Annotated in this window: 21 protein-coding genes; 18 read left to right on the forward strand and 3 right to left on the reverse strand. The window is 35.6% G+C overall.

Features of this window, described 5'->3' with window-relative positions; genetic code table 11:
- Positions 1 to 69 precede the first annotated feature (69 nt).
- Genes PMI13_RS13380 through PMI13_RS13390 form a run of 3 tightly spaced genes read right to left on the reverse strand, consistent with a single transcriptional unit; the run spans position 70 to position 4,090 of the window.
- On the reverse strand, positions 70 to 2,400 hold the full coding sequence (locus PMI13_RS13380; RefSeq protein WP_007844603.1) for a glycosyltransferase: 2,331 nt from the start codon (positions 2,398 to 2,400) through the stop codon (positions 70 to 72).
- Complete coding sequence (locus tag PMI13_RS13385) at positions 2,393 to 3,436, reverse strand: glycoside hydrolase family 130 protein (RefSeq protein ID WP_007844604.1); 1,044 nt, start codon at positions 3,434 to 3,436, stop codon at positions 2,393 to 2,395. Before PMI13_RS13385 ends, PMI13_RS13380 begins: the two co-directional genes overlap by 8 nt.
- A 24-nt stretch (positions 3,437 to 3,460) precedes the next feature.
- Positions 3,461 to 4,090, reverse strand: a complete 630-nt coding sequence (locus PMI13_RS13390; protein ID WP_007844606.1) for a hypothetical protein — start codon at positions 4,088 to 4,090, stop codon at positions 3,461 to 3,463.
- 215 nt (positions 4,091 to 4,305) lie between these two features.
- Here PMI13_RS13390 and PMI13_RS13395 point away from each other — a divergent pair, with 215 nt between their 5' ends.
- The 18 genes from PMI13_RS13395 to PMI13_RS13480 form a co-directional block, all read left to right on the forward strand.
- Complete coding sequence (locus PMI13_RS13395) at positions 4,306 to 5,688, forward strand: L,D-transpeptidase family protein (RefSeq protein ID WP_007844608.1); 1,383 nt, start codon at positions 4,306 to 4,308, stop codon at positions 5,686 to 5,688.
- Between the two features lie 7 nt (positions 5,689 to 5,695).
- The gene (locus tag PMI13_RS13400) at positions 5,696 to 6,571 is read left to right on the forward strand and encodes a universal stress protein (RefSeq protein ID WP_007844610.1); all 876 of its coding nucleotides are present in this window, start codon (positions 5,696 to 5,698) and stop codon (positions 6,569 to 6,571) included.
- Positions 6,572 to 6,703: 132 nt separating this feature from the next.
- Positions 6,704 to 7,912: a PAS domain-containing sensor histidine kinase gene (locus tag PMI13_RS13405; RefSeq protein WP_007844612.1), complete on the forward strand. Its 1,209-nt coding sequence runs from the start codon at positions 6,704 to 6,706 to the stop codon at positions 7,910 to 7,912.
- Between the two features lie 5 nt (positions 7,913 to 7,917).
- Complete coding sequence (locus tag PMI13_RS13410) at positions 7,918 to 8,970, forward strand: response regulator (protein ID WP_007844617.1); 1,053 nt, start codon at positions 7,918 to 7,920, stop codon at positions 8,968 to 8,970.
- 79 nt (positions 8,971 to 9,049) lie between these two features.
- Entirely contained in the window at positions 9,050 to 9,406 is a 357-nt protein-coding gene (locus PMI13_RS20695) for a Rossmann-fold NAD(P)-binding domain-containing protein (protein WP_122637781.1), read from the forward strand.
- A gap of 85 nt (positions 9,407 to 9,491) precedes the next feature.
- A complete protein-coding gene (locus tag PMI13_RS13420) occupies positions 9,492 to 9,923 on the forward strand; it encodes an Hsp20/alpha crystallin family protein (RefSeq protein WP_007844622.1) in 432 nt (143 codons plus the stop codon).
- A 105-nt stretch (positions 9,924 to 10,028) separates the two neighbouring features.
- The gene (locus PMI13_RS13425) at positions 10,029 to 11,396 is read left to right on the forward strand and encodes an MBL fold metallo-hydrolase RNA specificity domain-containing protein (RefSeq protein ID WP_007844623.1); all 1,368 of its coding nucleotides are present in this window, start codon (positions 10,029 to 10,031) and stop codon (positions 11,394 to 11,396) included.
- A gap of 64 nt (positions 11,397 to 11,460) precedes the next feature.
- On the forward strand, positions 11,461 to 11,841 hold the full coding sequence (locus PMI13_RS13430; RefSeq protein ID WP_007844625.1) for a hypothetical protein: 381 nt from the start codon (positions 11,461 to 11,463) through the stop codon (positions 11,839 to 11,841).
- A gap of 179 nt (positions 11,842 to 12,020) precedes the next feature.
- Complete coding sequence (locus PMI13_RS13435) at positions 12,021 to 16,370, forward strand: CusA/CzcA family heavy metal efflux RND transporter (RefSeq protein ID WP_007844627.1); 4,350 nt, start codon at positions 12,021 to 12,023, stop codon at positions 16,368 to 16,370.
- A gap of 3 nt (positions 16,371 to 16,373) precedes the next feature.
- Entirely contained in the window at positions 16,374 to 17,528 is a 1,155-nt protein-coding gene (locus PMI13_RS13440; RefSeq protein WP_007844632.1) for an efflux RND transporter periplasmic adaptor subunit, read from the forward strand.
- Between the two features lie 45 nt (positions 17,529 to 17,573).
- The gene (locus PMI13_RS13445) at positions 17,574 to 18,041 is read left to right on the forward strand and encodes a heme-binding domain-containing protein (RefSeq protein ID WP_007844634.1); all 468 of its coding nucleotides are present in this window, start codon (positions 17,574 to 17,576) and stop codon (positions 18,039 to 18,041) included.
- Positions 18,042 to 18,096: 55 nt separating this feature from the next.
- Entirely contained in the window at positions 18,097 to 18,486 is a 390-nt protein-coding gene (locus tag PMI13_RS13450) for a hypothetical protein (RefSeq protein WP_007844636.1), read from the forward strand.
- Between the two features lie 79 nt (positions 18,487 to 18,565).
- On the forward strand, positions 18,566 to 19,009 hold the full coding sequence (locus PMI13_RS13455) for a thioredoxin family protein (protein ID WP_007844638.1): 444 nt from the start codon (positions 18,566 to 18,568) through the stop codon (positions 19,007 to 19,009).
- Between the two features lie 5 nt (positions 19,010 to 19,014).
- The gene (locus PMI13_RS13460) at positions 19,015 to 19,941 is read left to right on the forward strand and encodes an FAD:protein FMN transferase (RefSeq protein WP_007844640.1); all 927 of its coding nucleotides are present in this window, start codon (positions 19,015 to 19,017) and stop codon (positions 19,939 to 19,941) included.
- Positions 19,942 to 20,042: 101 nt separating this feature from the next.
- Positions 20,043 to 20,270: a DUF4266 domain-containing protein gene (locus tag PMI13_RS13465; RefSeq protein ID WP_007844654.1), complete on the forward strand. Its 228-nt coding sequence runs from the start codon at positions 20,043 to 20,045 to the stop codon at positions 20,268 to 20,270.
- Between the two features lie 33 nt (positions 20,271 to 20,303).
- Positions 20,304 to 21,494: a DUF3570 domain-containing protein gene (locus tag PMI13_RS13470; protein ID WP_007844656.1), complete on the forward strand. Its 1,191-nt coding sequence runs from the start codon at positions 20,304 to 20,306 to the stop codon at positions 21,492 to 21,494.
- Between the two features lie 6 nt (positions 21,495 to 21,500).
- Complete coding sequence (locus PMI13_RS13475; protein ID WP_007844658.1) at positions 21,501 to 22,274, forward strand: phosphatase PAP2 family protein; 774 nt, start codon at positions 21,501 to 21,503, stop codon at positions 22,272 to 22,274.
- A 1-nt stretch (position 22,275) separates the two neighbouring features.
- The coding region (locus tag PMI13_RS13480) for a VIT1/CCC1 transporter family protein (RefSeq protein ID WP_007844660.1) at positions 22,276 to 22,473 on the forward strand (198 nt) is incomplete at its 3' end.

The raw sequence follows: 22,473 nt of genomic DNA on the forward strand, positions 1-22,473 counted from the left end.
AATTTATTGTAGTTGATTTGAAATTCAAGTTATTGATTCCTTAGTAAGAGCATAGAAAGCTCTATCATTTCAGATTGGTTTTAAGAAATGTATTTTTTTATCTTGTGTGTTTTGTCCTGATTTTTCTGCTGATACAATATGTTTTTCTATGGTCAGCCTTGCCATTAAGTAACTAATGGTAGATTCAGCTCCCTGATTCAGATTGATATAGCTGTCTTCCACACCGTCATAGCATCCTCCGGTACAGGGATTGTATATTATTTGGTTTAAATGGTTATTTCCTAAAAACCAATCAAAAGCAGTAAATATTTTGTATTTATAATCTTCAATTCTGAAATTATTGTAAAATTCGTTTAGTGCTATAATGGTATAGGATACATCAATGGGCTGCTCTCCACCCGTATGGGCTGGATTAATTTCCTGACCATTATGCATCCAGCCTTTATTAGAGATTACTTTAATTGCATCCTGAGAAAATATTTTTGACAGCAGAAAGTCAAAAGAATCCAAAGCAATTGATTGATATATTGGTTTACGGATTGTTAACCATGCAAAAAGTATTGCTTCCGGAAGCACACTATTGGCATACGTGAGATAGCTTTCATACCATTGCCACTCGTTATCAGTTTCATGTTTATACATTTGAACTAAACGGTCGGCAAGTTGTTCTATAAGTCGAATATTTAACGGATTACCATTTTTAGTATTCGCAAAATACATTCCCTTAATGATAAATGCCATTGCCCTGGTTGAATGGATAGATTCGGCTTGCAAAATAGCTTTATTAAAAAGTTTCTTTGCCTTGACAATTAGTTCTGAAGGGATGATATCCTGCATCGAAATCAAGTATCCCAATGCCCATATTGCTCTGCCAAAAGCATCTTCAAGATTACAGGTGCTGTTTTGTTCTGTAAATTGTTTTTGTATATCAACATAATTGAAAAAGTAGCCTTCGTCTTGGAAACTAAATAGTATGAAATAAAAGTAGATATTGATGTAATTTAAATCATTTTTTCTTTTATAGATTCTGTAGAATTGGCACATCGCTATCAACGCTCTGGCATTATCATCCAGGGTATATCCCGAATCTTTGTCAGGGTGATTTATAATTGAAAACTGAAGGATTCCAAAATCAGTGGTCATTTTTTTCAAATGATTAAGGTTGATCTTTGGGATTTTATACGAAATAGATGAACCGGAATTTAAAAGACTTCTAAACAACTTAACATGGGCTATGGCAGAATTTTCCCATGCAGTCGGAATCATCTGATGTAAACCGTTTAATGTCATTTGATTTCTCATTGATTTGTCGTCCAGTAAATTAATTACCTGTTTAGCGAGTTGCGGTGCATCATTAAAATCTATAATGATGCCCGCTCCTTTTTCCAATATTTCCAGAGCATGTGGAATAGGAGTAGAAACAATAGGGCAGCCACAGCTGATAGCATAGGAAAAAGTACCGCTTACTGCCTGGTTGGGATCTTTGGAGGTAAACAGGTAAATGTCTGTTAATTGCAAGTATTCCAATAATAAGTCAAGAGGTAAATAATCATTAACAAAATCTACATTCCCCGATAAATCTAATTTTTCGATTAGTAATTCTAAACTTTGTCTGTATTTTTCACCATCCTGTTGTATAACACACGGGTGGGTTTTTCCTATAATTAAAAATAATGTTTCAGGATGTTGCTTAATAATGGAAGGCAAGGCTTTTAGTGTTGTTTCAATACCCTTACCTGAACTCAGCAAACCAAAAGTTGAAAGTATTTTTCTGTGCTGGTAACCATATTTTTCTTTTAAAAATTTTTTATCAATGTGCTGTACTAAGTGTGTGCCATGGGGAATCACCGTAATTTTTTCCTGTGCTATAAGATAATCATCCTCTAATATTTTTTTAGCAGACTGAGTCATTACGACTAGCATATTTGTAATTTCAGCGATACTCTGAATATATTGTTGTGTTTCCCTGTCCGGTTTCGGTAAAACGGTGTGGAATACCACTACAGAGGTTTTCTCAACAGATTGTAGGAGTATTAATAATTCTTTTTCATTGCCTCTGAACAAACCGAACTCGTGCTGAAGAACGATTAATTCAATTCGATCTGAGGTATTAATATCCCGGATTAATCTGTAATAGGAATGAGGGTTTTGTGTTTCTAAAATATAATTGACATTCTCATCATAATCATGCTTTCCGTATTCCAATGCACATATTTTAATATCAAAGGATTCTGTGAATTTGTGGGTAATTGCCTGTATTAAATCCTGAGTATAGGTCGCGATGCCGCATTCTCTGGGTGGAAAGGTGCTGAGCATCAGTAATTGAGGTGTTTTTTCTGAAACACGTTTTAAAGCGAGCTGTTTAAGTAGTCTTTTTCTCCTATTTAGTTTATTATTCATGGGGTATGTTTTTATAAGTTGTTAATTCTTTCAGTAATTCTGAAAGGCAAACCGAAGCACACGCAATATGCTTATCTGCCGCTCCGTAATAGATGTATAATGTATCCTCTCGAACCAGCGTTCCACTGGGAAAACAAACATTATTAACTTTACCATGCAGCTCGTAATTGTATTCCGGTTTAAACAATGGATAGGGTAAACGGGCTATTTCGCGGGTAGGATCTTCTAAATCTAATAATGTCGCACAAGCACAGTAAACATAACCATCCACTGTATCGTGAACACCATGGTAGATTAGAAGCCAGCCTTTTTCTGTTTCAATGGGAGGACATCCACCTCCTACATAGCTTACTTCGTGGTCGTATTTTGATGAAATGAGGATGTGATCGCTGAACATTAAGAGAAAGTTATCCCAAAAATTATGGGTAAGCTCACTCAAATCATAAACAGAAACAATTTGAATGTCTGGTTTTATTCGATGTAAAAAATAAAGTTTCCCATGAATACGCCTTGGAAATAAAATTACATTTTTGTCCCAAATCAGTATTTTTTTACCCTTTTTTTTAGGAACGATATATTTTCCGTTAAAACGGAAGTATTTTTCATTCAATTCACCTCTGGATTCAGCTAGGTGTTTAAACTCCTCATATGAATACTGTGGCACAATCAATCCTCTTTTTTCCCAGATGACCAAATCTTCTGAGGTAGCTAATGCGCCCAATGCATTAATTCCGTCGTAAGCCGTATAAGTGAGATAATACAAACCATCGATCTTTACAATCCTTGGATCTTCCACCCCTTTCTTTTCATAATTATATTGTGGATACAAAAACGGGATTTCCATTCGGTTTTCAATTGTTAGCGGTGTTTTCAATTGGCAATAACCAATGCTCGAATAATTGTCTTTGCTCACCGCTCTGTAAAATAGATGAACAAAATCTTTTTCATATAGTACAGCAGGATTTAAAACTCCGGAACTTTCAAATCCAAGATTGGTTTTTTCTAGGATGATACCTTCTTTTTTTACGTTGATCATGATGGTCTACTATTTTTGTATTGATTATTTTTCAATAAATCCTTCCTGCTGCATTTTATTGCGAAGAGCTTTAGCAATTTCGTTCGTTAGTCTTTTTACTCCCTTCGGATCATACGTTTCTGTAATTCCTGACCATATTATTTTATCATCTTTAATAGAATAAATTATAGTTTCAATAATGAACTTTTTGGTGATGGTATAATTGCCGGGAATATTATAATACATCCAGTTTCTGTAATAATAGGTGATGAAATCATTATAATACACAGGGTACATATAATATTGCTGGGGAGTATATACCTTTTCTTTATCCACATCAATCAAACGCATTGTTATAGCAGCATCAAAACCGTCTTTTTTTATTCTACTTCGTAAAGCCTGTTCATCCTTTCTGTTAAAATTTTCATCCAGATAACTGTAAGAGGTAATGCCTTTTCCATCGAAGTATTTCGCCATTTCATCTTCGGCGCTGCGGCGATTGGTTTCATTTCTTAATAGTGCCATCACCAGTACTTTTTTCCAATCTGTAGCATGGATCTGTTTACCCGGATCCCGCCAACTGCTTGCTATATGAGTAGAGCTGCAGGAATTGAGAAGTACAGTACATACAAATGCTGTAAAAAGAATCACTTGATGATAGTATAATTTTTTCATGATAATGTTTATTTTAATTCATTCCAAAGGTCTTGAAGCTGCATTGGAAATAATATGATGCCCATCACTATATAACATGATGGTGGTTGGTTTAAAACATTGATAATCTGTTTTTTTATTTGGGTTTAAATAATGTTATATCATTTTTTTTAGTGACCGGAGTCATTATTTAGGGAGACCGTAATTTGGAAATTTACACTGCTAAATTATTACTCATGAAAACTTTTATGAACTTCGCGATTATTTTTTTCTGTACTGTTTGCAGTACTATTGTATTTGGTCAGAATGTAAAAACGAATACTGAGATAGCCATACTTCTTAAAGACAATGTCAACCTCTCTACGCTGCATTACCCGAAATCGGTTATTCAGTTTTATACCAAAAATGAATCTGAATACGCTTGGATAGATGATATGCAGAAGTTGGATCAACCTGAGATAGCAATGTTGTTGCTGGAATACTCCTACCGGTTCGGACTCTCTTTATCTGATTATCATTGGGATAGTATTTCTCTTCAGAAATTAAAAAAATTGAGAGATTCCCCTGCCGAAATAAATCAAAAAGAGAAAGCTGTATTTGATATTCTGATGACCGATGCCTTAATAACACTCATCAATAATATGCATTTTGGAAAATATAATCCTTCGTACAACTCGGCATATATTGATTCCAATGATATTAATGGATTTCGATCCGAAGATATACTGCTGAATGCAAGACAGCAGACAGATTTCCTTAAGACAATCCTTGAGGTTCAGCCTAAAATAAAAGCGTACACAGACTTCCAGAACTATTTAAATATTCTCTATACGGAAAATGACTGTATAGCTCCAGAAAGGGAAGCTGAAAAAATCATCGTCAATATGGAGCGCTTACGATGGATTGATACCAAAGAGACGAACTATATTCTGGTAAATATTCCTTCTTATACATTGAAACTTTATCATCAAGATGATGTGTTTGATTTTAAAGTAATTATAGGAAAGCCAACCACCAAAACACCAGTTTTGAGCAGCAGTATTACTTATTTTACAACAGCGCCTGACTGGAAAGTTCCCCAAAGTATTTTCATAAAAGAAATGCTGCCTAAAATCTTAAAAAGTCCCCAATATTTAGAGAACCATCATTATTCGGTTTATGATAAAAACGGGAATCAAGTTGAAATAAGTTCATCAAAACTAAAAGAGATCCGTCAAAACCCTTACCGATATAGTATAAGACAGTCATCCGGATGTGATAATGCATTGGGAGCGGTGGTTTTTAGATTTGAAAACTCTTATGGAATATATCTCCATGATACTTCTCAGAAACAATTGTTTAATAAAGATGAAAGAGCTTTGAGCCACGGGTGCATTCGTGTTGAGAACGCTAAAGAACTTGCATCTCTCATATTAAAAAACGATGGTTCAGGAAACAAGATTCCTGTTTTGGAAAATGCAATGTCAGAGTATAAAAGAAAAGATTTTGTTCTAAAGCAACCTGTTCCCATCATTATAACCTATCTGACCTGTCTTATAACGGATGGAAAGCCTGTATTATATAAAGATATTTACCATTTAGATGATTCATTAGAAAATAAATTTAACCAAAATAAATAATCAGATTATGAGAACGATTTTAGTCGCCACTGACTACTCAAAGCCTGCGAAAAATGCGGCCTTTTATGCTCTGCATTTGGCCCATGCCCTGAAGGCCAACATCGATTTATGCCACGCCTTTGGCTTACCGATTGAAAGTCCAATGCTTGGGCAGACCGTATGGTCTGTATATGAATATCCAGATTTATATGAAGAAAATACAAAAGAGCTTAAAAATTTGGCAAAGGCACTGGAAGAAAGAGAAAAAGTTGTATGGGGAGATGAAGCTTTTCCATTTCATCCTTCAATACATTATGAAAGTGAGGGAGGCGATGCGGTTCATGTTATCAACAATATGGCAGCCAATAAAAAGCCGCTTCTTATCGTAATGGGCATGCAGGGAGCAGGAATGCTTACCCGCTTTATTTTCGGAAGCAACAGTATACAGATGATTGAAAACACAAAATATCCGCTTCTTTTAGTTCCATTAAACCATAAATATAATGGACTTAAGAAGATTGCCTTCGCTACAGATCTGAATAAAAAAGACATAAAAACTGCTCAATTATTAATTGAATTTGCCAAATACTTTGATGCTGAGCTTTTGATTACCCATATTATTCAGAGCAATAATGATGTGATCCAGGATGCCACTTATGAACATAAAAAAGAGACGTTTCTAAAGAACCTGAATGGTAAAACTTGCTATAACTGTATATACAGTGAAAATATAGATTACGGTTTGGAAATATTAAAAAACAAAGACATCGATATGCTGGTGATGGGTCATCATGATAAAAGTTTCTTCAAAAGACTATTTTGGGGAAGTCATGCCGCAAGACAGGCTGTAGAATTAGAAATTCCCCTATTAACGATTCCTGAAAATGTTCATGTTCATTTTTGAATATTTAAAATTAATTATTACATATAATTGCTTATAATGGAAATAATATTGAATACGAAAACATTTTCATAGATCATATATGTTCATTATGCTAAAATGTATAACTTTATATGTCTGCATAATACGATAACTATGGAAAGTGCCAAACTGTTGCAAGCCATTATTGAAACGGCTATTGACGGTATTATAACCATTGATGACAGGGGGAAAATAGAAAGCCTGAATCCCTCTGCACTAAAAATATTTGGCTACAAAGAGGAAGAATTAATCGGAAAAAATATTTCAGTATTAATGCCGGAACCCAATAAAAGCAGACATGATGGTTACCTTATTCATTATCAGACTACCGGAGAAAAAAAAATAATAGGCAAAGGAAGGGAAGTCAGAGGATTAAGGAAAGATGGATCAAAATTTCCTTTTAGGCTTGCTGTAAGCGAAGTACAATATCAGCATAGGATGATTTATACAGGTTTTATCCACGATCTTTCCAAAGAAAAAGAAGCGGAAGAATCTCTTAAAAGGTATGCTGGTGAGCTGGAAGAATTAGTCGAAAACCGTACAAAATCACTAAAAAAAATGCTTCATGAATTGGAGGTGGCCAAGGAAGAAGCTAATACATCGCTGGAAAAAGAAAAAGATCTTAACAAAATGAAAAGCCGGTTCGTATCAATGGCATCACACGAGTTTCGAACCCCTTTAAGTTCTATGCAGCTTTCTGCCGTACTTATTGAAAAATATCTTCAAACTTCAGACAATATCCAAATATTAAAACATCTCCATAAGATAAAAAATGCAATTGCCAGTTTGAATTCCATCCTCAATGATTTTCTTTCCTTAGAAAAATTGGATACCGGAATTGTAAAACCCCATTATGATTCATTTGATATTGTTAAGTTTTCAGAAGAACTTACAGAAGAAATGCAGCTTATCACCAAAGAAGATCAAATTATAATATACCAGCACACAGGATCAGAAAGTGAAATCAATTTGGATCAAAACTTATTAAGAAATTGTTTAATGAACTTAATGAGCAATGCTATAAAATATTCAGGAGAACATACGTTGATTGAATTCTCTACAGAAATAAATGAAGATAGGTATGTGTTTTCAGTAAAGGATAATGGAATAGGAATACCCGAAGGAGACCAATCCGGTCTTTTTCAGCCATTTTTCAGGGCACATAATATAGGAAATATTCCCGGAACAGGTTTAGGTCTCAATATTGTTCAGCGGTATGTAAATCTCATGGATGGTCGGGTTCATTTTGAAAGTACATCAGATAAGGGTACTGAGTTTACCTTATCATTTCATAAAAATTCAGCTAACAATACTCCAATTTAGTACCAATGGAAAAGACACGCCTACTGATAATCGAAGATAATGACGATATCCGCGAAAGCACTTCGGAGATTCTTCAGCTTGCCAGTTATGAAGTATTTCAGGCTTCTAATGGTAAACAGGGAGTAGATCTGGCTATTAAGCATATACCGGATGTGATATTATGTGATATTATGATGCCGGAGCTTGACGGGTATGGGGTTTTACATCTTTTAAGCAAAAGAGAGGATACTGCGCTTATCCCTTTTATTTTTATAACGGCAAAAACGGATCGGATAGAAATCCGAAAAGGAATAGAAATGGGGGCGGATGACTACCTTACTAAGCCATTTGATGATATAGAACTTCTCAGTGCTATTGAAAGCCGATTGAAAAAGAAAGAACGTCAGAAAAGCCTTTATAGCAATATTCTTAGTCAAATGACCAATTTATTTCACGGTGCGCATGGACTTGATGAATTAAAGAAAGCTTTTGATGAACGAAAAGTCAAATCTTTTAAAAAGAAACAGATTATCTATTATGAAGGTGATACTGCAAATGCTGTTTATCTTATTATATCAGGCTCAGTGAAAACAACAAAAATGACAGAAGACGGAAAAGAACTCATGACAGCAGTCTACAGTCCGGAAGAATATTTTGGAATCACTTCATTATTTGCAGGAAAAGAATATAAAGAGACAGCTGAAGTATTGGAGGATGCTACCTTATGCTCAGTTCCCAGAGAAGTTATTGATCAACTACTGTATAAATATCCTGATATAGCGGAAAAATTCATCAAAATTCTTGCCCAGAATGTTATTACCCACGAAGAGCAGCTATTGCAGCTTGCTTATTTTTCTGTGAGAAAAAGAATGGCGGAAGTTTTACTTAAGATTCATACAAAACATCCTCACACGGAAAATTTTGAAATTTCAAGAGAAAACCTCGCTTCTATGGCTGGAATGGCTATTGAAACGGTAAGCAGAATTCTCAGTGATTTTAAAGAAGAAAATTTAATAGATAGAAATGCAGGCAGGATTACGATACTGGACGTTTCACGTCTTCAAAAATTAAAAAACTAATATCTGTCACTTTTTATAATGATTTTATACATTGAATATTGATAATGAGATCTATACATTTGATCATTCAAAAGACAGTATGAAAGTCATCGTTTATCATATCAGCCAGGAAGATAAAAAGCTTCTGGCTTTGGCTAATCGTAAAAAACATAAAATTACGATTATAGTAGATCCTTTAAGTGAAGCTACCGTTCATTTTGCAGAAGCAAAAGATACTGCCATAATCATTGATCAGGAAAACCCGGTTTCAAACAGTCTTATTTTGAAACTTATATCCTTTGGGATTAGATATTTTATATTCAGATTCCAGGAACAGGCTCCTGTGGATGTATCAATAATTCAGGATGCCGGATTGAAATACATTACCATTACAGATTCAACATTGAAGATTTCCTCAATAATTAAAATTCTCGATGCCTGGGAAAAAAGTGATTAGTATCATTTCAAAACGCAACGATCGTCATAATTTAAAAATTATTTCTCTTATACCTTTGAAGTATAAACCTTAAAATAATTGTGTTATGAAAACTTTGGAAAAAACCAATCCATCAAATGAATCTCAATCATTAGAATCTCTGGTAGAAAATTTTTGGAAGAATGATGATCTTGTTGATCAGTTGGCTAAAACGGAGCCAACAGTTAACATTATTGATAAAAATGGTGTTTATAAGATTAAAGTATCAGCTCCGGGATTTAAGAAAAAGGACTTCAAAGTTGCAGTTGAGGACGAAACATTGATCATCAGTGCTGCAACCAGTGCAGAGAAAAAAGAAGAAAAAGAAAATTATGTCAGAAAAGAGTTTTCAGCTTCCTCATTTGTCCGCAGTTTCCGTTTACCGGATAGTATTAGTTTAGGCCATATAAAAGCCAATTATAAAGGGGGATTATTAAATATTACCATTAATAAATCTAATCTGGATAAAAAAGAAGTAAAAGAGATCAAAATACGCTAAAATTTTTCAGTATTAATTCATAAAAACCTATTGCGCATTCAGGAGATTATTCAAGTATCAGAGCCAGAATAGGCCGTTGCGCAACAGATTTATAAAACTAAAAAAATGGATACTATTATTTTAAAATCTCTTGGAGGAGCCGAAACAGTTACCGGATCCAAGCATTTATTAAAGACCTCGGAACTTACTATATTAGTAGATTGTGGATTGTTTCAGGGCATTAAATCTTTGCGTGAACAAAACTGGGAATCATTAAATGTCGATGTTGCTGAAATAGATATTGTCATTCTTACGCATGCTCATCTTGATCATTGCGGTTATATTCCTCTTCTTGTAAAAAACGGATTTAAAGGTAAAATTTACATGACTGAGCCTACCAAAGAATTAGCAAAATTGATTTTACTCGATAGTGCAAAGCTGCAGGAAGAAGATGCGGAGAAAGCGAATTTTCATCATTATACCAAACATAATCCTGCAAAACCGTTGTATACGATAAATGATGCTGAAAGATCTTTTAAACAATTTTTTACGGTTAGTGAAAACACCGCGATCAAACTTAGTGATCATATTCAATGCAGGTTTAAACCCTGCGGGCATATTATTGGAGCCTGTTCTGTGGAGATCAAATGTTTTGAGAAAACGATCATTTTTTCAGGAGATATCGGACGGACTCACAGCACTATTTTACCTCCTCCTGATTTTTTCACCGAAGCGGATTTTATAGTGATGGAATCGACATACGGAGACAGACTTCATGACAATACCAATTTATATGATAAATTGGAACACTGGATCAATCTCACTGTTAAAAACCATGGTAATATAATTATTCCCAGTTTTGCTGTAGGCAGGGCACAGGAGCTTATTTATATTCTTTATCAGCTCAAGGAACAGAACAGAATCCCTTACAATCTTCCTGTAATTATGGATAGCCCAATGGCTGCTTCTGCTACGGATATTATGGTTGAATATGCTGAACACATAATTGTTAATAAAGAAAAATGGCTGGAAATTATTGAACAGGTGAATATCAATAAAGAATATACGAATACTGAAGAAATAGTTCATAATAAACAAAGTAAAATAATAATTGCCGGCAGTGGTATGATGACAGGAGGGCGTGTTCTTGAGTACTTAAAGCATGATATAGGAAACAGCCGGAATACCGTATTAATTGTTGGTTTTCAGGCAGAAGGTACTCGTGGAAGAGCATTGCTTAATGAATCTCATGAGTTAAAAATTCACGGAAAATATTATCCTGCAAACGCAAATGTTGTTGAATTAACGGGATTATCAGCACATGCTGACCAATCTGAATTAATGGAATGGATAAGAAAATTTAAAAATTCTCCTCAACAGATCATGCTTGTTCACGGTGAACCCTCTGCGCAAGAAGCATTAAGGGTAAAAATTCAAACGGAGCTACAAATACCGGTAAAAATTCTAATAAAAGATAAGGAATTCATTTTCTGAAATAATGCTTAAAATTGTACTATTTTATAATTATTCTAAAAAGAAAAAAATCTAATTTTGTATTGTGAGAAAGTTCATTTCCATAATATTACTTTCCTTTTATTTGGTTTCGACAACCGAGTTGTATCAGTTGCTGAAGATTCCCGTACTTATAGAACATTTTATAGAGCACAAGGAACAAAATGCAGAAATTACTCTTATGTCTTTTCTTAAAATGCATTATGACCATCCTGTAAAAGATGCGGATTATCAGACCGATCAAAAACTACCTTTCATCGCTCATTCTTTTCCCCTTGCTCTTGTTTTTACTATAAGTCCTAATATCACATTTGAGGTCAAAAAGCAGATCATAACAGATCATCACGAGAAAGTTTATTCTTATGATGAACCTTTTTATGATAAAGGTGCTTTACATTCTATCTGGCAGCCTCCTAAAAACTGTTAATCATTTCCGTTTGTTTTTAAAGTTCAACACGTTGGTGTTGGTCTCTATCCTGCTGTGATTGGGCTGGATTCAATCACCTTGTGTTTTCTGTTCTTTGATAAGAATAGGAGTTTACACTCTTACCTGGCAGGAATAGAAACAAATACTATTTATTACAACAAGATTTAACAGAATTAAATATGCTTACAAAAATCATTGGGTTTTCTGTAAAGAATAAACTCATTATAGCATTATTGGTATTCGGATTGATAGGTGTTGGGGCCTATCAGGTGACCCAATTACCGATAGATGCAGTCCCTGATATTACCAATAATCAGGTTCAGGTGATAACAACAGCTCCTTCATTCGGAGCTACGGATATCGAAAGATTAGTTACTTTTCCCATAGAACAGTCCAACAGTAATATTTCAGGGTTAAAAGAAATCCGCAGTTTCTCGCGGTTTGGCCTTTCACTGGTCACCATCGTATTTGATGATGATATAGATATTTATTGGGCGAGGCAGCAGGTTGCAGAAAGGCTGCAGCAGGTGCAGAACCAGATCCCTCCGGATATAGGAACCCCTACGCTGGGACCTATTTCAACAGGACTGGGTGAAATTTATCAATATGTTGTCCGTCCCAAAAAAGGATACGAAAGTAAATATGATATTACGGAACTCCGTACCCTGCAGGACTGGATTGTCAGAAGACAATTGCTGGGTGTAAAGGGGGTTGCGGAAGTCAGCAGTTTTGGTGGGAAACTGAAACAATATGAGATTTCTGTAAATCCGGACAAACTTAATGCTTACGGAATTACCATTACAGATGTATTCGATGCATTAAAAACCAATAATCAGAATACAGGTGGTTCTTATATCGAAAAAGGACCTACCGTTCTATACATACGAAGCGAAGGACTAGTTGGAAATCTTGATGATATCAAGAATATTTCTATCTCCACCAAGAATAATGGTGTCCCTTTATTTATAAGAGACATTGCAGAGGTGAGGTATGGTTATGCTACAAGATTCGGAGCAATGACCTATAATGATAATGGTGAAGTTTCTGGTGCTATTGTGATGATGCTCAAAGGCGAAAATAGCAGTGAGGTTATTAAAAATGTAAAAGCTAAGATTTTGCAGATCCAGAAAACTTTGCCCGAAGGAGTTGTGATTGAGCCATTCTTGGACAGAACCAAAATGGTAAACAATGCCATTGGTACTGTTGAAAAAAATCTGATGGAAGGCGCATTGATCGTTGTTTTTGTGCTGGTTTTGTTTCTTGGAAACTTCCGTGCGGGTCTATTGGTAGCTTCAGTTATTCCTCTGGCAATGCTTTTTGCCATTTGTACGATGAATCTCTTTGGGGTAAGCGGTAATCTGATGAGCCTTGGTGCACTCGATTTCGGTTTGATTATAGACGGGGCTGTTATTATTGTAGAATCGGTTATGCATCAGTTTACCCATAATGCCAAATTCCGGAAAACAATTTCTATTTCGAAGCAGGAAATGGATACCATTGTCATAGATTCTGCTGGAAAAATGATGAACAGTGCAGTTTTTGGGCAGATTATTATTCTTATCGTGTATCTGCCTATTTTAACATTACAAGGGATTGAAGGAAAAATGTTCAAACCGATGGCGCAAACCGTTGCCTTTGCTTTATTGGGGGCATTTCTGCTTTCACTTACCTATATTCCGATGATGAGTTCTATTATTTTAAGCAAAAAAATAGGCCACAAAATGAACTTTTCAGACCGTTTGATGGCGAAGGTTGAAACTCTTTACCGTAAAACCTTATTAAAAGTTTTAAGAGTTCCAATAACCATTTTTAGTATTGTCATAGTTCTTTTTATTCTTGCCGTTGTGGTTCTGAGCAGAATGGGCGGTGAATTTATTCCATCCTTGGAGGAAGGTGATTTTGCTGTTGATACTAGGGTTTTGTCAGGAAGTAATATCAAAACCACTATTGAAAGTACACAAAAAGCGGCCCATATTTTGAAAACGCGCTTTCCGGAAGTTCAGAAAGTAGTCACTAAAATAGGAAGCGGAGAAGTTCCCACCGACCCGATGCCGATGGATGCTTCTGATATGATGGTGATTCTGAAAGATAAAAGCGAATGGACTTCTGCCAAAAGCTTTCCGGAGCTATCTGATAAAATGAGCAAAGCTTTGGAAGATGTTCCTGGAATTACCGTTGGTTTTCAGTATCCCGTTCAGATGCGTTTTAATGAATTGATGACCGGCGCAAGACAAGATGTTGTTTTGAAAATATTCGGAGAAAATCTGGAAACTCTGGTTACAAATGCCAATCAGCTTGGGAAAATAATCAATACAGTAAAGGGAACTCAAAACTTATATATAGAGCCTGTTTCAGGTCTTTCGCAGGTGATTATCCAGTACAACAGACCGGTTATAGCGCAATATCATTTGTCGATTGGAGATATCAACAGGGTGATCAATACTGCTTTTGCAGGACAAAGTACAGGTTTGGTTTTCGAGGGTGAAAAACGCTTTGATATGGTGGTAAGATTAAATAGTAATGACCGTAAGAATCTGGATGATGTAAAGAATTTACTGGTTCCCACGCCATCAGGTAATCAGATTCCGCTTTCGCAGCTTGCCAATATCGACATCAAAGATGGTCCTAACCAAATCCAACGTGAGAACGGACAGCGGAGAATTGTGGTCGGTTTCAATATCAAAAACCGAGATGTTCAGGGAATTGTAGAAGAACTTCAGACTAAGGTAGACCAACAGCTGAAGCTTCCTCCGGGATATTACGTCACGTACGGAGGTTCTTTTGAAAACCTTAAAAATGCCAAAAGCAGGCTGATGATTGCAGTACCGATTGCTTTGATTTTAATTTTCGTGCTATTGTTTCTTGCTTTTAATTCTGTTAAAGAAAGTCTTTTGATTTATACGGCGATTCCACTTTCTATTATTGGAGGCGTGTTCTTACTGGCAGCAAGAGGAATGCCTTTCAGTATTAGTGCAGGGGTAGGGTTTATTGCTCTTTTCGGAGTGGCGGTTCTCAATGGCATTGTCCTGATTTCGGAATTCAACAGACTGTATAAAAGCGGAATTAAAAATATAGTAAGAATCGTTGTAGACGGAGGAGAAGCAAGGTTAAGACCTGTGTTGATGACTGCTTTTGTGGCTTCATTGGGATTTATTCCGATGGCTCTAAGTAACGGTGCTGGAGCAGAAGTCCAAAGACCATTGGCAACCGTGGTGATAGGTGGACTTTTGATTGCCACATTACTCACGCTTTTTGTGCTTCCATTGCTTTACGTAACGATAGAAAAAGGATTTAAAATGAAAAACATACGAAAAAATATAGTAACACCTGCTCTTATCATCTTTTTTGTATTAACAGGAAGTGTTATGAACTCTCAAGCCAAAATCACCTTAAATGAAGCGGTTGACATCGCTTTAAAAAACAACAGAGGTCTTAAAAATGAGAAATTAAAATCAGAATATGCAAAAGCACTCATAAAAACTTCTTTAGACATCCCTCAGACAGGAATTTCTGCGGATTATGGACAAATCAACAGTGCTTACCGTGATATGAAATTCGGAATTTCCCAGAGCATTACATTTCCTACCGTATACAAAAGACAAAAAAATCTGTACACCGAAGAATGGAAAAAAAGTGAGCTTAATATTTCATTAAAAGAATATCAACTGAAAAAAGGTGTTACGCTTACGTTCTACAATATCTTATATTGGCAGGAAAAGGAAAGAATACTGAATGAATCTTTAGATTTTTATTCTCAATTTCTGGATAAGGCAACTTTAAGATTAAAAAGCGGTGAGAGTAATATTTTGGAGAAAGCGACTGCTGCCAACCAAAAATCAGCTATTGAAATCCAGATTAAACAGGTGCAGCAGGAACTCAGAACTTTGCAGCTGCAGTTACAATGGCTTCTGAATTCAGAAACGGAATTGATTCCAGGTGGAGAACGTATTTTGTCTCTTTCTGGTTTACAAAATGATGTTTCCGGTAATCCATCGTTAAAAATATTAGAACAGCAAAAAAATATTGCAGCACAGCAAACCGCTTGGGAGAAATCCAAATTACTACCGGGTTTACAGTTCGCCTACAATCTCAATAGTTTCCGTGGAATGGGAGCAGATGATAAAATTTACAATTCTTCGCCACAGTTTCATTCTTTTCAGCTGGGAGTTTCTGTTCCTATATTTTCGGGAAGCCAGAAAGCAAGAATTGAATCTTCGAAAATTGCTGAATCGGTCAGTCAAAATGATTGGCAAAATGCTCAGTTTACATTAAATAATCAGTATAAAAAACTCTCGGAGATTCAGCAGAAAAATTTGGAAATTGTTTCTCAGTACGAGAAATATGAACTGAAAAATGCCAATACTATTCTTGAAACTGCTCAAAAACAGTTCATCAACGGAGAAATCAATTATCTGGAATTTGTAATGCTTGCCAATCAGGCGATCAGTATCAAAAATAATTACACCGATGCCGTTTGGAATCTTAATGAAAGTATTGTTGAACTGGAATATATTACTTTAAATCAATAAATTATGTCAAAATCAATTCAAAATCAATATTCGATTGTATTAATGCTTACCCTCTTTTTTTCGGTTCAGTGCAATAAGAAAGAAGAAGCTGTTATAAAACCAACGATTCCTAAAGATGAAAGTCTCGTTGTACTTAGTGATGCTCAGCTTAAAAATACACCTATAGAAACAGAGTCACTTTCTGTGAAAAATATTTCTACGGTACTTAAAATCAATGGAAAAATAGATGTTCCGCCTCAGAATTTGGTTTCGGTAAGTGTTCCATTGGGCGGTTATCTTAAAAATACGACGTTGCTTCCTGGAATGCGGGTGAATAAAGGACAGGTGATTGCCGTAATCGAAAATCCTCAGTTTATACAGCTTCAGCAGGATTATCTGATGGCAAAATCAAAACTTCATTTTGCAGAGCTGGATTATAACAGACAAAAAAAACTGAACCAGAGTCAGGCAAGCAGTGATAAAGTAATGCAGCAGGCGCAGTCTGAGATGAACAGCCAGAGAATTATGATGAATACTTTGGCAGAACAGCTTCAGCTCGTTAATATCAATCCGGGAAGTTTAACTTCGGGAAACATTAGGAAAAGCGTTCCGGTGTACAGTACAATCAATGGTTTTGTGAGCAAAGTTAATGTGAATATAGGCAAGTTTGTCAATCCGTCTGATGTTTTATTTGAACTTATCAACCCCAATGACATTCATCTGAATCTTAAAGTGTATGAAAAAGATCTCGGAATGTTGAAAATCGGACAAAGATTTACAGCCTATACCAATACACAGCCAGAGAAAAAATATGATGGAGAAATTATTCTGATCAGCAAAGATATCAATGCGGACGGAACGGCAGATGTACATTGCCATTTTGAGCAGTATGACCATAGCCTGACTCCCGGAATGTATATGAATGCTGAGATCGAGACTCAAACATCATTTTCCAATGCACTTCCAGAGGAAAGTACCGTCAATTTTGAAGGTAAAGATTATGTTTTTGTTCAGGAAAAAAGACAAACCTATAAACTGATTCCGGTAATGTTGGGAGAAGCTGAAAACGGTTTCATTCAAATTAAAAACTTTGAAGATTTTAAGAACAGAAAAATCGTCACCAAAAATGCGTACACGCTTTTGATGAAGCTTAAAAATACGGCAAGTGAAGAGGAATAATTCCGCTTTAAATAATTAAAAAAATAAATTCAAAAACCTAAAATAATGAATAAATCATTTTTCTCAATAAAGAATATTTTAACTGTATTGTTGGTACTGTTTATCGGTATTCAGTTCATTGATGTAAAAAAAAATATCAGTCCGAACCAATCTGCCAATGCCATCGGAAATTTTTATGCAATACCGAAAAACGTTCAGTCTATTTTGAAAACCAGTTGCTACGACTGCCATTCCAACAATACTTTTTATCCTTGGTACAGCAATATGCAACCAGTGAAATGGTGGCTGTCGGATCATGTCAATTCGGGTAAAAGACATTTGAATTTTGATGAATTTAATACTTACAGCCGTGAAAAAAAGCTTAAGAAACTAAATGAAATCGTAGAAACGGTAAAAGAGGGCGAAATGCCGCTTACTTCTTACACAGTTATTCATCAGAAAGCAAAACTTTCGCTGACTGATCAATCTGAAATAGAAAAATGGGTGAATGAAATAAGGAATGGGATTAAATAGTTAATTACATTTAATTTAAAATCATTCTTAAATAAACATTTCATAATTTTGATTAGTGAAAAAGCTGATTTCCATATTATTGTTGTCACTGTATTTGGTTTCTACAACCGAACTGTATCAGCTTTTGAAAGTCCCGGAACTTATTGAACATTATTGTGAACACAAAGCTTTAAATCCGGAAATGTCGCTTACAGCATTCTTGAAAACGCATTACGATCATCCGGTTAAAGATGGTGATTATGGTAAGGATCAAAGGTTACCTTTTATCATTCATTCTATACCTCTTACTTTGGTTTTTACAATCAATCAGGGATTCAGTCTGGAAACCAGAAACGACTTATTTCAACATATAAAATCTCATAAAATACCGTTTTATGACGAAGATTTTTATTGTAAAGGATTTTTAAACTCCGTGTGGGAACCGCCCAGATATGCATTTTCATAATTCATTTTAATTATTTGGTTTAAGTATAAACCAACTTATCGTATATTCTTAAAAACAAAATCATTATAAATTCTAAGTAATGAAAACAATAATCTCAGCCTTATTAATGGTTGTATTTGCTGTTGGTTTCCATGCACAAAACAGATTAGAAATCGCAAAAAAAGAAGCTACAGAAAATAAAGAACTTATTTTACTTAATTTTTCCGGTTCAGACTGGTGCATTCCATGTATTAAACTTCATAAAAACATTATCGAAACAGAAGATTTCAAAAAGCTGGAAACCGAAAAGGTGATTGTCTACATCAATGCAGATTTTCCACGAAATAAGAAAAATCAGCTTTCTCCCGAACTGAAAAAAGAAAACGCTTTACTTGCGGATCATTATAATTCAAAAGGCCTGTTTCCTTACACCCTTTTATTGAATTCTGAAGGAAAAATACTGAAAAGCTGGGAAGGTCTTCCTTCGGAAAATGCATTGGCTTTCAGTAAAGAGATAAGAAGTATCAAAGAAAATCAAAAATAAAAGGTATGTTAAGAGAATTCAAAAGACCTCAAAAATTAATGGGGAACGCTTTTGAAATTACCGCTGTAAGCGATGATAAAAATTCTGCGAATCAGCATATTGATGCAGCAATTGACGAAATCAGGAGAATTGAAAAGCTTCTGACGACATTCAGTGAGGAAAGCCAAACCAATCTCATCAACAGAAATGCAGGAATCAAGCCTGTAAAAGTAGATTGGGAAATTTTTGATCTCATTGAAAGAAGTCTAACAATCAGCAGAATAACGGACGGATATTTTGATATTTCCTATGGTGGAATCGATAAAAGTTTCTGGAATTTCGACAGGGAAATGAAAGAGCTTCCCAATCCTGAACTGATTAAAGACCATCTGAAACTGGTTAATTATCAGAACATTATTCTTGACCGCGAAAACCAAACCATTTTCCTTAAAGAAAAAGGAATGCGAATTGGTTTCGGAGGAATCGGAAAGGGCTATGCCGCGGAAAAGGCAAAAAAACTTCTTCAGAAAAGAGGTGTTTTATCGGGAATTGTAAACGCTTCTGGTGATTTGACGACTTGGGGAAATCAGGCAGACGGAAAACCATGGACTGTTGGAATTGCTGATCCCAATAATGTAAAACAACCATTCTCTTACATGAACATCACAGATATGGCCATTGCAACTTCCGGAAATTATGAAAAATTTGTCGTCATAGGCGGCAAAAAATATTCTCATACCATCAATCCGAAAACGGGAATGCCTGTTTCTGGTGTAAAAAGTGTTACGATCTTTTGTCCAAATGCTGAGATTGCCGATGCCATGGCAACTCCGGTAAGCATTATGGGGATTGATTCTGCCCTCAATATGGTGAATCAGATCAATCATCTGGAATGCATCATCATCGATGATCAGGACAGAATTTATTCATCTCAAAACATTAATTTAAAATGAAATGTTTCTGTCAATATAATGGAATGAAGAATCTCAACTCATAGCCGAGACTCCACCTATCCCGGAATGACAGAATAATTTCATCAAAAAAAGAAATCAAAATGAAAAATTTCATAAAAATAACAGCAGGAATTTCCCTGCTAATCACAATTGTTTCCCTGCAATCCTGCACCACTGTAAAAGAATATGAAAAAAACAAACTGAACGATGCAGAAATGGTTCTTGGAAACAGAACGATCGAAAAAACCGAACTGAGCTTCCAATCCTACAGGGAAGGTTCTTCAGGAGCCAATGCCGGAAAAGTGGGAGGCGGTTGCGGATGTAATTAAGAGAGTAATTGTAAAATTTAATTGTGATTTAAAATGAAAAAATTGATAATAAGTATCTTCGCTCTTTTCGGAATTTTCAATGCAAAAGCGCAGGAAAATGCTAGCAACGAGCAACCGAAAAAACTAACTCTTGATGAAGCCAATTTGGTTTCCAGCTATTACAAACAGGATGGAAACAATTCGGCGGTCACAGGAGGAATCGGAACAGAGAAGCTTACAGATATTTCCAATACGATTGATGTAACAATGGTAAAATATGATAAAAAAGACCGGAAAAATAAATTAGGGTTCAGTGTCGGAATCGATCATTACACATCGGCATCTTCCGATATGATAGACCTGAAAGCCAATTCATCCGCTTCTCACGCAGACAACAGAATTTATCCTGCATTAAGCTGGAGCCGTGAGAATACCGAAAAAGGAACGACTTTAATGGCAGGTGTTTCTACCTCTTTTGAATTTGATTATGCATCTTACGGTGCAAACATCGGGTTTTCACAAAAAACCAAGAATAAAATGGGAGAGTTTACCGCAAAATTCCAGGCTTATCTGGATCAGGTAAAACTGATTGCCCCGATTGAGCTCAGAACAAACGGAAGCACAGGAGGTGAACACGAGAACTACGGCACAAGCGGAAGAAATACTTATGCACTGTCGCTTTCTTATTCGCAAATCATCAATCAGAACTTTCAGGTTGAATTTTTGGCGGACGGCGTTCAGCAGACAGGATATTTAAGTTTGCCTTTCCACAGAGTTTATTTCAATGATAGCTCAGTTCATCAGGAAGCTTTGCCCGATAAACGGTTCAAAATTCCTTTAGGAGTAAGAGCAAATTACTTCCTTGGGGATAAAGTGATTCTAAGAGCCTATTATCGTTATTATACCGACGATTGGGGACTAAAATCAAATACAATTAGCCTGGAAACCCCCTTGAAGATCTCACCTTTTGTTTCGGTGAGTCCTTTTTACAGATATTATTCTCAGACTGCAGCTAAATATTTTGCGCCTTATCAACTGCATACGGCATTTGATGATTTTTATACAAGCAATTATGATCTTTCAAAATTCGACAGCCATTTTTATGGAGCAGGAATCCGATTCAGTCCTAAAAATGGTTTATTTGGTATCGAAAGACTGAATATGTTGGAAATCAGATACGGTCATTATACCAAATCTATAGGGATGAAATCTGATATCATTTCACTAAATTTAAGATTTAAATGATAGATTATGAGATTACTAACCATGATCCTGATTACTTTAACCTGTTCAGACATTTGTTTCGGACAGGTTATATATGATTCAGTTAAACTAAAAAATTCGAATTTCGGTAAGTATGATGACAAGGTTTATCAGCCCACTTATAAAAAACTCATTATCCCAACTGTTTTTATTGCCTATGGTATTGTGAGTTTAAGTTCCGATGACCTTAAAAACCTGAATAGATTTACTCAGTATGAAATCGGTGAACATCAACCCAAACATATCAAGCTGGATAATTATACGCAATATTTACCGGTAGTAATGGTGTATGGATATAATCTTGCAGGAATTAAAGGAAAGCACAATCTTAAAGAGAGAACCATTATTTATGGTACATCTCAGCTTATTTCTGCTGCTTTTGTGCTCCCTTTAAAACATGTGGTAAAAGAAGAGCGGCCTGACATGTCTAATCATCTTTCCTTTCCTTCCGGTCATACAGCGGCAGCTTTTTCCTCTGCACAATTTTTATTCAGAGAATATAAGGATGAACATTTTTGGCTGGCAATTACCGGGTATCCCGTTGCTATTTTTACGGGGATTTACAGGACATTAAATGATAAACACTGGGTAGGAGATGTAGTGGCAGGAGCAGCATTTGGTATTTTAAGTACAGAATTGGCTTACTGGTTATTTCCGACTGTAAATAAGCTGTTTAATAAGAAAGAATCAAAAAATATAACTTTAATATATCCCGTTCTTGAACCTAAAAATTTTGGAGCTGGGCTTGTTTTAAATTTTTAATATGCATCACCAATTAGAAAAACATTATGTAAATAGAATTGGCTGGCTTCGTGCAGCCGTTTTAGGTGCTAATGACGGTTTGTTGTCTACTACAAGTATTGTCATTGGTGTTGCGGCCGCACAACCGGATCGCAATACTATTGTGCTTGCAGCTTTAGCGGGGATGATTGCCGGAGCAATGTCTATGGCTGCCGGGGAG

Source organism: Chryseobacterium populi, from assembly GCF_000282115.1.
In the GTDB taxonomy this organism is placed as follows: Bacteria; Bacteroidota; Bacteroidia; order Flavobacteriales; family Weeksellaceae; genus Chryseobacterium; species Chryseobacterium populi.